This is a genomic window from Pseudomonas sp. R62 (assembly GCF_000257605.1).
Classification (GTDB): Bacteria; Pseudomonadota; Gammaproteobacteria; order Pseudomonadales; family Pseudomonadaceae; genus Aquipseudomonas; species Aquipseudomonas atacamensis.
Map to the genome: position 1 here is coordinate 638,365 of NZ_JH635999.1, position 11,906 is coordinate 650,270.

Below are 11,906 nucleotides of genomic sequence, written 5' to 3' on the forward strand. Positions count from 1 at the left end.
CAGCGTTCAAGGCCTGTTTGTTCTGATCAAAGGATATCTGCAGTTCTTCATGCTGGCGCTGTTGTGCTGCCCAGGCATCCAGCGCGTTGTCCACCTCATGCCAGGCCTGCAAGACTGTATTCCGATAGGCGATTGCAGCGCTTTTTTGCCGTGCTTCGTTCAGAGCCAGACGCTGAATTAAGCGTCCTCCCTGAAAGATTGGCAGATATACCGTCGGGCCGACCGAGAAGAATCGCGAGTCCCAGCTGTCCAGATCGCCGCTTTCGAAGGCTTCGACGCCGAAACGCCCCTTCAAGCCTACGCGCGGGTAGAAATCGGCTTTGGCGACACCGATGGCGGCTGTGGCGGCGTGCAATTGTGCTTCGGCGCGCAGGATATCTGGTCGCCGGTGCGCCAGTTCGGAAGGCAAACCGAGCGGAACGCGCGATGGCATCGTGGGCAATGGCAGGGCGCTACGCAGTTGCGCGTCGAGTGCGCGCGGCGGCTCGCCGAGCAGCAGCGCCAAGCCATTCATCATAGCGTTGCGCCGTTGCGACAGCGCGGGGATGGACGCTTTAATCGTCGCCAACTGAGCACGCGCTGACGAGCTTTCGAAACGGGTCGCAACGCCGTTGCTTTCGCGGCTTTCAGCTAGGTACAAAGTGCGTTCGGCAATCGTCAGGTTTTGCCCCGCAATATCCAGTTGCGCTTGCGTACCGCGCAACTGCAAATAGGTGCGCGCGACTTCGGCGGCCAACGTCACCCGCGCCGCTTCGCGCTCATACGTCGTAGCCTTCAGCGCCGCCGCCGCACCTTCGCGGGCTCGTTGAGCCCGGCCCCAAAGGTCTATCTCCCAACTGGCATCGAGCCCCAGCTGCCAGAAGTTGCTGGGGCGGGTAGGGGCGCCCAACGCAGCGAATTTGCCATGCTCGCTAAGCGCTTCGCGGGCATAGGTGGCGCCCGTGGACACGCTGGGCAATAACTGCGAAGCGGTGATACCCAGTTGCGCCCGGCTTTGTTCTACACGCTCGGCCGCGCTCTGGAAGTCAAGGTTTCCGGCGAGCGCGCGCGCTTGCAGTTGAACGAGCAGGCTGTCGTTGAACAGCAACCACCAATCGGCGGGCACCGCAGCGGTGGTAGTGGGGGTTGCGCGGGCGTACTCAGTTTGGGGTGCCAGTTGCACCTCAGCGAGCTCGTTCTGCGGCTTCACGAAGTTTGGGCCTACCGCGCAGCCGGTCAGTGACAGAGCGCCAAGAGTCGCGATTGCGCACCGCTGTAAATGCGAAAGCAGCGGTTGAGAAAGCATGGCAGCGTCCTATCGAGAAAAGGGTTACACCAAAGCCGGCATCGACGAATCAACCCTGTCGGCCGATCGGGATCAATGCCCAAGCCGCAAAGCAACGTGGGAATCGTCAAACTCATTGCTCCGGTATCAACACCGGTGTGTCTTTGTTCTTCAATAGCACCATCAGAAAACGGAAGTCGTTTGGGCCTTCGAAAAAGGTTTGCCCCGGATTCCAGGTAACCGACTCACCGCCGCGCGCTAGAAAAAACGTTAATGAAGCGTGATAAAAAAACGCTCTATCGTCGGAAGAGCGCGAATCCCTACTTTGGAAAGGAGATACCCAGACGGGTCGCTAGTGTCTAAGCGTGACCGTGTAGAAGTTGATCCAGAAGGCTGCCTTGATGGATAACCGCAGCTCGTATTTTGGCTTGCTGCAGGAAATGCTATCAAGTGTGAAAGCGCTGGACACCTCTACACAAGGTCAGCGCGCACATGCGATCGTTTGAGGGGATAATGCTTATGTATAGGGGGGGCGCCGATCGACCCTCAGGTCTTGCGATTCACAGCGCTGCCCACGCAATCCACAAGTTCGCCACAGGGGAAAGGTTTGGCAAAATAAGCAAGGGCTGGAGGAGAATTCGCACTGACCTGAGGAGGGCACCCTGACCGCCCGTGATGAAAATCACCGGCACTCTGATGCCCCTTGTCACCATCGTTGTAGGTTTAAACGCCCGACATGTCTGGCGTTCGTATTTAGGAGATGATACGCGCAGTTTCCTGCAGTTCGGTTGACGAGTAACGCTTGCACATTAGGGCGCGACGCGCACGTTACGCCCGCGGGAGCCCAAGAAGCCGTCCAGCGCGATTCTTACCGATTCGTCATCAACAACGAGAGGTGGATGACATTTCCATACCCGGTTGGACTCTGGTAACCCATAAAAGGACCCCGCGATCACCGCAAGATATGGCCTCCCGTCGCTCGATATACGATACGCGCGTATATAAAACTATTGCGGACGATCGAGGCCTAAAGTCTGGGCCATTCGTACCAGATCGGCGAAGGATCGGGCGAACATTTTGCGCATCGCCTGACCCCGATGGATCTTGACCGTGATTTCGCTCAAGCCAATTTCTCCGGCTATTTGTTTATTCATCAGGCCTGACGCTGCGAGCGTCATGACGGTCCGCTCCCTGGGTGTAAGTGTCGCATAACGGCTCAGCAACTCGTCGTTACTGCGTTCAGCTTCGCGACTGGCCTTGTCGCGCGTATGCGCGGCGCAAACAGCATCGATCAAGTCTTGTTCGCGAAATGGCTTGGCGAGGAAATCCACGGCCCCCGCCTTCATCGCCCGTACTGTCATGGCAATGTCGCCGTGCCCAGTCATGAATACAATCGGCAGATTGATATTCGCGTCTGCCAATTCGTGCTGAAAATCCAGGCCACTTGTACCTTGCAGTCGTACGTCCAGCACTAGGCAGCTGGGAATGTCGGGGCGCTTGAAACTCATGAAGTCGGCCGCAGAGCCAAACAGCTCGACCTGCAATCCGATGGAGCGCAACAAGCTGCCGATTGCTTCGCGCAACGGAGCATCATCGTCGACGATGTAAACCAGCGGCCTGGTGTTCACGACTTTGTTCATGGGGTGATGTTCGTTCATGAGGCTTCCAAGGAAGGTATAGATGCAAATTCAGCCAGCGGTGGTTGCAGTCTGATTAACCCACTGGTTCTGAGCTTAGCACCGGCAGGGCAAATTTGAATGACGTTCCTTGGCTCGCGGTGCTGGTGGCCCAGATTCGTCCGCCATGAAATTCAATAATCGAGCGGCAAATCGACAGGCCCATGCCGAGACCGTTTTCCTTGGTGGTGAAGAACGGGGTGAAGAGTGAAGGAAGAACATCGCCAGCGATGCCTGAACCCCGGTCGGCTACTTCAACCATCGCCTCCTCACCAGTTATCCAGGTACGTACGTGTAACACGCGTTCCTGCACGTCCACAGTGTCCATGGCGTGGCAGGCATTGATGATCAGGTTTATGATCACTTGCTGCAGTTGCACCCGATCAACATGGACGAGGCCTGATAGCGCCGTGAGTTCGACTTTCGGGCTAATTCTGTGGTGCGCAATTTCCTGTTGTACCAAGCCCAGCGTCTCGCTGACGACGTCGTCAAGTGACTCACGCTGGCGAAGCGGATCACATTTACGCGATAACGCTCTGATGCGGCTGATGACATCGCTGGCGCGGCAAGAGCTTGAAATGATCCGATCAAGCGATTGCAACGCTTCATGCAGATCCGGATCCGGGCGATCGAGCCATCGCCGACAGGCCTCGCCACTGCTGGTGATTGCCGACAGAGGCTGATTCACTTCATGGGCAATGGAGGCGGCAAGCTCACCGAGTGAGGTGACACGAGTGACGTGTGCCAACTGCGTATGCGCGCAAAAAAGTGCTATTTCGGCCTCCTTGCTTGCGGTGATATCCATGATAGCTCCGAGGTATTCGCAGCTCTCAGACTGCTTGAATAACGGGCTTGCAATCATATGCACGTACTTGATGCGGCCGTCGGGCATCAACAGTCGGTGTTTGATTTCGATTAGCGGTTCGTGTCGGGCAGCTTTGGCGAACACTTCGCGTACCGAGGCCAGGTCATCGGGGTGTGTGCGGGCAACGACCATTGCGGCGGTGGGAATCTGGGTCAGCGGATACTCGAAAATCCGGGCAGACTCGTCGGACCAGGACATCTCTTCGTTGTCCCCGCGGAAACCGACGCTGCCGGTCTGGCTTAAACGCTGGGCACCGATTAGATAGATCTCGTTGTGACGCAGTCGATCTGCCGCATACTTGCTGCGCAGCGCCAGAAAAGTGATCGCCGACAGGGCGGTCAGACAGCGGAAGAAACTGGTGGTCGAATCCCAACTTTGATAGCCGTCGTTAGCAATAAACGTCCCCGTTAGCAGCACAATGCACATCAGCGCGATGGAGATCACCACGTTGATAGAAAACAGATTGGCTGCCATCAGCAAAAGGGTAATGTAGAGGATGGTTGGTGCAAAATCGGTGTGGGACTCGGAATTGATCACCACGATGCCACAGGCAACCACGATGCCGATTGCCCATCCCAATGCGTTAAACAGGGGATTTGGGCTTATGCTAATGCTGGCATCAGCGGCTCTCTGGCTGGGAGTGCGTATAGTTTTATAAAAAACACCGCTGAAAAATGGCAGCGCTTTATGCGCAGTGGCAGGCCAGGTCTTCTTCATTATGATCGTGCGCTCCTGATAACGACGGGGCGGAGTCTGAGTAATAATTTTAGGATCAATCACTGCCTGTTCGTTAGGACATATATCCCGGAAAACCTGCCACGTTCTTGCCTGTAAAACAACGATTGATGGGCAGAGAGGCCTCTTTCTGCACGGGGTGGGCTCGCGATAATACTCAGGTATGGATTAGTACACCGAAGGGTGAGTGGCCTGTCCTTATGTACAGGATGCGTAAGGCGCACGCGCGCATATGCTTTGCGGGCAAGTACATCGCGACTTCGACTGACTGGAAAATGGCAGAGCTGGCTCGCGGCGATGCTTGATGATTTGACGTAAAGCCGGTTGCCCCAGCTGGCGAAAATCGTTTCTTTCGAACAGCGTGTCCCTGCTCAAGTAGCTCCGGCCCTGACTTTCGCTTCTCTGGTTGTCGGCAGCGAATAAATTGTCGCTCTCTCCAGGAAAAGATAATGCCCACTCTCTTGCAAGCTCACCCCTTGATTGTTGGTGCCGTTTTGATTGCGCTCGACTTGATGCTCTGGAATAGCCTGGGCGTCATCAAACTGGGCTTGCGGATAGGTTTACGGGTCGGGGTATTCATCGCGTTTTGCTGGGTGTTGATGGCCGCCGGCATCAGCCCGCTGCAGCCCCCTCTCTGGCCGGAGGACGCAATCTACAACCTGATGGCGACCGTATTGGGCATTGCCTGGTGGCTGTTTGCAGCCAGAACACTGACGGTGATCCTGAGTAGCGGGCTGACTTCTCGCGATGGACACACTTCCCGTTTGTTGCATGAGGTTATCGGTGCAGCGATTTTTCTGATCGCCGTTATTGGGGCCGCTGCATTCGTTTTGCAGCTACCCGTCAAAGGGCTGCTGGCGACGTCAGGCGCAATGGCAATCATTGTCGGCCTTGCTTTGCAAAGCACCTTGAGCGACGTGTTCTCCGGGATTGTCTTGAACACCACCAAGCCATACGTGTTGAATGACCAAATCTCCATCGATGGTACTGAAGGCAGGGTGGTGGAGATCGACTGGCGTTCAACCCATCTGCTAACCGATCTGGGAGCCACGGCAGTGGTGCCCAATTCCGTGGCGGCGAAAGCCAAGATCCTCAACTTCAGCCAACCCGGCAACATGCATGGCGTCAGTTTGATCATGGCGATTCCCAGTAGCGTACGCCCGGGAAAAGTCATTGATGCACTCGAAAAAGCTTTGCAAGGCACCCATGCTTTACTGCCTGGGTTCACTCGCAAGGTGTCCGTCAAAAGCTCGCACCTCGAATACAACGAGTACGAGCTCAAAGGCTTTGTGCAATCGATGTCGCAAAAGACGCAAGTGCGCAACTTGATGTTCGATCTCGCTTACCGGCACCTTGAAGCTTCCGGTGTGTCGTGGGGCTCGACGGCGTACGCTCAGGCCTGGAGCCGCTCTCGTCGCCTGATGGAGGACGTACGGGTGTTCCGCTCTCTCAGCATGGAGGATCGCGACCGTCTGGCTGAGCATATGACAGCCGTGGACTACCAGGCCAATGAAGTCATTCTCGCGTTCGGGGAAATCGCTGATTGTTTGCTGATAATTAGTACTGGCGTGGTCTCCGCTTCGATTCATGACGGCGATTGTTTCATCGAAGCCGGCCGTCTGGGGCCAGGCGAAGTCATGGGGGAGGAGGGAATCCTGGCAGATGGGCGCTCACGGGCGGAATTTCGCAGTATCACCAGTGGTTGTTTGTTCAAGATCGACAAGGCCATGTTCGGCACCCAACTTGAGCATTGCAGTGAACTGCAAGTCGCGCTGGGTAACCTTCAGCACCAACGAGAAGATATTCGCGAAGCGGTAGTCGCCAAGCAACCGGTGCAGGTCAAGCGCAGTGGCTTTCTGGGCTGGTTGCACAACAGGCGCTTACCGTCCGCGTGAACCGCGGCTGCGGTTTGCACAGAGATGGGGCGTCTCCCTCATGCTCGTCTTGTCGCCGGCGTTCAATCCCGGTGGGTGAATTTGATACTTACCGCGAACAGGTTGCCATGAACGAAAGATCTTTTGTCCAGGCTTTGGGCCGTTTGTCTCTGTTGATCATACTGGCGCCAGGCCTTATGGTAGCCGGGTGCGGATCACTCAGCCGACCAATGATTGACACGGTTTCAGCGCCTGCACCGCCTCGCGAGTTCTCGTCATTGAAACGATTCCGTTTTGTCGCTGATAACGCCGAGCAATCCATGGCGTTCATGCAAACCTGGAATGCAGACCGACAAAGGGCAGGACAGGCGAGCATTACTGCGCTGGCCATTTCCGGCGGCGGAGCCAACGGCGCATTCGGTGCCGGCGTTCTGGTGGGGTGGAGCCGCAGTGGCAACCGGCCTGAATTTGATCTGGTTACGGGGGTCAGCACGGGCGCTTTGATTGCACCCATGGCGTTTGCTGGAAAATACTGGGACTCACGCCTGGTCCTGGGTTACCGCAGTGCAGGCGCCGCCCAGTTGACCGAACGCGGTCTCGGCATGCTGATTCGACCTTCGATTTACAGTGGCGAGCCGCTCGCGGCGCTCGTTGAGCGCTACACCAGTGCAGCCTTGTTGCAGGCCATAGCCGATCAGCACTGCCAGGGACGGCGTTTACTGGTGGCAACTACCAATCTGGACACCCAAGAAACACACATATGGGATATGGGCGCTATTGCCTTGTCCGCTCGCGAGGAGGGCAATGCGCAGCAGGCCTTGGCGCTGTTTCGAACGATCATGACGGCGTCGGCCAGTGTTCCAGGAGTTTTCCCACCCATTCCCATCGCAGACGGTGATACGTCTGAAATCCACGCGGATGGCGGCGTGAACACACCCTTCATGTTGCTGCCGGAAGCTTTGGTGCAATGGCAGATCAAGCAACCTGGACTGATGCCGGGGAAAATTTTCATCATCATCAACTCACCGATGGCCCCGCGCAGCAACCGGCTGGACGGTGGCGCAGTCGCCATCATGAGTCGATCGTTCGACTCTTTGAGTCGCGCGAATCTGCGTATGCATCTAGCTATGGCCACCGCCTTTGCCCATCGCCACAACGTTCAATTGCGGTACGCGGCGCTGCCCTCCGACATCGATGCCGATCCGCTGGATTTTGGAGCTGCGCGCATGGCTGTGTTGTTTGATCTGGGCGTTGGCCGTTACACCGAGTTGACGCAGGGCGATGATATCGTCCCCATGGCCGGCAACAGCTCGAATGACGGCCAATAGGCGGGGGCATGGCTTCAGTTGAAGCTGAGGCCTAAAGCGGATGGCCAGCTGTTAGCCGATTCGCTGACCTGGCTCATCTGGGGCGGTTCCGTCGAAGACAGAGGCAGGGCAAACATAAACGTCGCGCCTTGTCCTTTGGTGCTCGTCGCCCATATTTTGCCGTTATGAAACTCGATTATCGAACGGCAAATGGAAAGTCCCATCCCCAGACCTTCAGCCTTGGTGGTATAGAACGGGTTGAACAATGATGGTAAATCGGCGTCTTCAATCCCGCCGCCGCTGTCTATGACTTCAATTGTCACCTGGCATCGTTCAACCCATGTGCGGATGTTCAGCGATCGTGCACCGTCACCGTTGCTGGTCATGGCCTGACAGGCATTCATGACCAGGTTGATGATGACTTGTTGCAACTGAACGCGATCGCCATTGATGTACGCGCCACCCGCCCCCAACGACAGGTGCTGTTTGATGTGTTTGTGACTCATCTCATGCTGAACCAGCACCAACGAGTCCGTCACAATTTTGTCGAAGGCGTAATGTTGGCGTTGTGGCACGCATTTCTTTGAGAGGGCGCGGATGCCGGTGATCACGTCGCTGGCGCGTAGCGAGCTTTGGATAATGCGTTGCAGTGATAATTTAGCTTCGTTCAGCTCTGGTTTTTCACGGTCGATCCAGCGCATGCATGATTCGCTGTTGGACACGATTGCTGCCAGCGGCTGGTTCACCTCATGAGCGATAGAAGCGGCAAGCTCACCCAGAGAAGTCATGCGGGTCACATGCGCCAATTGTGCCTGGGCGTCGAACAGCGCCTGCTCTGCATGGCGCGTGGAGGTAATGTCCATCAACGCCGCCACGTACTCGCGACTGTTGGGGTTATTGGCGAGGTTGATGGCGTTGATCACCATCTGCACATAGCAGCAGCGGCCGTTCGGCATGATCAAGCGTTGCTCCAGTTCGATGTCGGGTTCGCCGGCGGCAAGTCGGGCGAACAGTCCCTCGGCGACCGAGAGATCGTCAGGGTGCAGCCGTGCTGTCATCAGCGTCCACGACGGCTCAACGTCCCGGGGGTAACCGTAGATGCGGAAGGCTTCCTCGGACCAGCGTATTTCTCGACAGTGGCCATGGTCGAAGCGCATCCCAACGCTGCCGGTGCGGCTCAAACGTTGCGCCCCGGTGAGGAACGCCTGATTCCGGCGCAATTCATGGGTCGACCATTTGCTGCGTATAGTTAAAAGAGTGATGGTCACCAGTGAGACGAGGCATCTGATATAGCCAGCGATGCTGCCAGTCGCATGGTAAAAATAGTCGATGATTGAGCTTGTTGTTACGAGGACGAAGCAAAACAGCGCTACGACGATGACCACCCTTATCGAAAAAACATGCGCCGACATGAATAATAGAGTGATGTAGAGCACCGCATGCGCCAGGTCCGAGTCAATCAGAAGATTGATGGTCGAGATGGTGATGGCTGCTGATAGCGAGGCGATAAACGCCAGCCGATCGGACTCCAGAAAACGTTTGCACAGTCGCGTGAGCAGCATGTCTTTTCCCTTTACAGATGGCATAGGTTGACTTCGCGATCGGCGTCGCCGAAACGACGCGTGTTTCTGCCCGGATCGTCAGGCGGCCTCACTGACCAGCGCCGCTGACGGCTTCCTCAGTAGCGCAGCGGCGATCTGTCCGATCACGGCGAAGGCACCCACCATGAACACCACATCTCCAATGGTCCTCATCCAGCGCAGAGTTTGCATCAAGTCTTGCTGCATGAACGCTTCGCTGCGCGCGTACCACAGTCCCTGACTGGCGCTGGCGTAGAACTGCATCACGCCGATCGGTAGAAGGCTGGTGAAAATCATCAACAGCAGACCGGCGTTCAACCACCAGAACCCGACGTTCATGAGACGGCTGTTCAATGGCACGTCCGGTCGAATGTAGCGCAGGATGAGCAAGGAGAAGCCAAGCGCCAGGAAACCGTAAACACCAAACAGCGCGGCATGGGCGTGTAAGGGTGTCGTGTTCAACCCTTGTATGTAGAAGAGCGCGATGGGTGGGTTGATCAGGAAACCGAATACGCCGGCGCCGAGCATGTTCCAGAAGGCACAGGCAACAAAAAACTGTAATGGCCACCGCACCCGCTCCATCCACGGGGCGCGTCCGCGCAGACGCCAGTTTTCCCAGGCTTCGTGACCCAGCAGAATCAACGGCACGACTTCGAGGGCGCTGAAGGTCGCACCCACGGCCATTACGGGCGTGGTGGTTCCTGAGAAATAAATGTGGTGGAACGTGCCCGGTACACCGCCGAGCATGAATAGCGAGGCAGAGGCGAGAGTGGCAGTGGTCGCCATCCTTTTCGATACCAGCCCCATGCTTGTGAAAATGAACGCTAGCGCACTGGTGGCGAATACCTCAAAGAAACCCTCGACCCACAGATGCACCACCCACCAACGCCAGTATTCCATGATCGACAGGTGCGTACGTTCCCCATAAAAAAGCCCTGCACCGTAAAACAGGCCGATGGCGATCACTGAGCAGGCCAGCAGCGCCAACAGATTTTTATCGCCAGGGTTGCGCAGCGCTGGGACCATGGCACGCAACATCAGCACCAGCCAGAAAACGATTCCTGCGAATTTTCCGATCTGCCACAGACGGCCCAGATCGACATATTCATAGCCCTGATGCCCCAGCCAGAAGCTCCATTCGGGTGGTAACAATTGCGCAATAGCCAGAAAGTTTCCGCAGTAAGAGCCGATAATCACCACCACCAGCGCCCAGAACAATAGATCCACGCCCAGTTTTTGCCATCGAGGGTCTCGCCCGCGATTGATGATCGGGCCCAGGAAAAGACCCGCTGCCAGGAAACCAGTGGCGATCCAGAACATTGCACTTTGCAGATGCCAGGTGCGGGTGAGGGAGTAGGGGAACCACTTCGACAAGGGGATTCCGTAAAAATCTTGCCCCTCGACTGTGTAATGGGCTGTCAACCCCCCCATCATTACTTGAAAGCCGAACAGCGCGCCAACCAGTAGCAGGTACTTACCCAAGGCTTTTTGCGAGGGTGTCAGGGACATGAGACTGATGGGGTCCCGAGCCGGTACCACGGGTTCAGGTTCGTCGTGCTTGCGCAAAAACGCCCATGCCCACACGAGGAATCCCACCCCGGCAACCAACATAATGATACTGACCATCGACCAGAGGACGTTTTCGGCCGTCGGCGTGTTGCCTATCAGTGGCTCATGGGGCCAGTTGTTGGTGAACGTGGACTCCTGATTGTCTCGTTCGGTTGCTGCAGCCCAGGCGGTCCAGAAAAAAAAGCGCGTCATCTGCTGTCGTCTTGCGGGATCCGGCAGCGTCACCTCTTTCATCGCGAAGCTTTGACGGCTTTTTTGCAGCGCAGGGTCGCCGCCGAAGAGTGCATCGTAATAAGCCGCTGTGTCTTCCATCGCTTGGTAGCGGCGATTGCTCAGCATCAGCGTGCCGGCGATCACGCGGTTGCCGCGATACTCACGCTTGAGCTGATGTTGTAGCAGAGCCCTCTGATCTTCAGCCAGTTCGGCATAAGGTTTGCCATAGCCGTCACTGGCCGCCAAGTTGAGCCAGGCGAGCAACTCGCGATGCAACCAGTCTGCTGTCCAGTCTGGTGCCTGGTACGCTCCGTGTCCCCAGATAGAGCCCAGTTGCATGCCGCCGATACTCTGCCAAGCAGTTTGACCATCCAGGATGTCATCGGCCTTAAACAGGGTGCGGCCGTCGACAGCCTGTACGAGTGCCGGTATGGGCGGCGCCTGACGATAAATTTCGCGCCCGAACCAGCCGAGCAGACAGAACGTAACTCCAAGGATGCAGATCAGGATCCACCATAGTCTTCGGTACTCACCCATGTATCACCTCAACGTTACCCGTTTGAATAGAGAAAGCGGGCGCGAGCGCCGCATTAATAAATGTGCTGCTGAAAAAAAGTTACTTTTGAGTGATAAAAAAAGCGCTCTTTCGTCGAAAGAGCGCTAAAACCTGCTTTGGAAAGGAGATACCAAAACGGGTGTTACCCCAAAACTGACCGGCAGGCTCGGGTATCACGTAGTCCACTGCCTAAGGTGGTGCGCCTCACGTCAGTCCATTGAGAAATGGGCGCTGACGTTCATGCCCGGGTTGTTCGAGTAGCCAATA

7 protein-coding genes are annotated in these 11,906 nt (G+C 56.4%); 2 read left to right on the forward strand and 5 right to left on the reverse strand.

All coding sequences use genetic code 11. The annotated features are described in order from the left end of the window. The 3 genes from OQK_RS21270 to OQK_RS21280 form a co-directional block, all read right to left on the reverse strand. On the reverse strand, positions 1–1,285 hold a 1,285-nt coding region (locus OQK_RS21270; protein WP_038861511.1), incomplete at its 3' end, for an efflux transporter outer membrane subunit. A gap of 986 nt (positions 1,286–2,271) precedes the next feature. Beyond that, positions 2,272–2,904 carry a response regulator transcription factor gene (locus tag OQK_RS21275; protein WP_016774165.1) on the reverse strand — a complete coding sequence of 211 codons (633 nt, stop codon included), beginning with the start codon at positions 2,902–2,904 and terminating at the stop codon, positions 2,272–2,274. Positions 2,905–2,977: 73 nt separating this feature from the next. Then, a complete protein-coding gene (locus tag OQK_RS21280) occupies positions 2,978–4,522 on the reverse strand; it encodes a sensor histidine kinase (RefSeq protein WP_016774166.1) in 1,545 nt (514 codons plus the stop codon). Between the two features lie 467 nt (positions 4,523–4,989). Here OQK_RS21280 and OQK_RS21285 point away from each other — a divergent pair, with 467 nt between their 5' ends. Both OQK_RS21285 and OQK_RS21290 read left to right on the forward strand, forming a co-directional pair. Continuing rightward, on the forward strand, positions 4,990–6,435 hold the full coding sequence (locus OQK_RS21285; RefSeq protein WP_016774168.1) for a mechanosensitive ion channel family protein: 1,446 nt from the start codon (positions 4,990–4,992) through the stop codon (positions 6,433–6,435). A gap of 257 nt (positions 6,436–6,692) precedes the next feature. Beyond that, positions 6,693–7,742 carry a patatin-like phospholipase family protein gene (locus OQK_RS21290; protein ID WP_162098739.1) on the forward strand — a complete coding sequence of 350 codons (1,050 nt, stop codon included), beginning with the start codon at positions 6,693–6,695 and terminating at the stop codon, positions 7,740–7,742. Positions 7,743–7,756: 14 nt separating this feature from the next. Here the strand turns inward: OQK_RS21290 and OQK_RS21295 are convergent, their stop codons facing one another. Continuing rightward, positions 7,757–9,283 (reverse strand): sensor histidine kinase, encoded by a 1,527-nt coding sequence (locus tag OQK_RS21295; protein WP_016774170.1) that lies wholly within the window; start codon positions 9,281–9,283, stop codon positions 7,757–7,759. 78 nt (positions 9,284–9,361) lie between these two features. After that, positions 9,362–11,620 carry a nitric-oxide reductase large subunit gene (locus OQK_RS21300; RefSeq protein ID WP_016774171.1) on the reverse strand — a complete coding sequence of 753 codons (2,259 nt, stop codon included), beginning with the start codon at positions 11,618–11,620 and terminating at the stop codon, positions 9,362–9,364. Positions 11,621–11,906 lie beyond the last annotated feature (286 nt).

What these genes read in the sequence shown, in the direction of transcription:
- OQK_RS21275 (WP_016774165.1), bottom strand. Translation starts at nt 2,904, where the DNA reads ATGAACAAAGTCGTGAACACCAGGCCGCTGGTTTACATCGTCGACGAT.
- OQK_RS21280 (WP_016774166.1), bottom strand. Translation starts at nt 4,522, where the DNA reads ATGAAGAAGACCTGGCCTGCCACTGCGCATAAAGCGCTGCCATTTTTC.
- OQK_RS21285 (WP_016774168.1), top strand. Translation starts at nt 4,990, where the DNA reads ATGCCCACTCTCTTGCAAGCTCACCCCTTGATTGTTGGTGCCGTTTTG.
- OQK_RS21295 (WP_016774170.1), bottom strand. Translation starts at nt 9,283, where the DNA reads ATGCTGCTCACGCGACTGTGCAAACGTTTTCTGGAGTCCGATCGGCTG.
- OQK_RS21300 (WP_016774171.1), bottom strand. Translation starts at nt 11,620, where the DNA reads ATGGGTGAGTACCGAAGACTATGGTGGATCCTGATCTGCATCCTTGGA.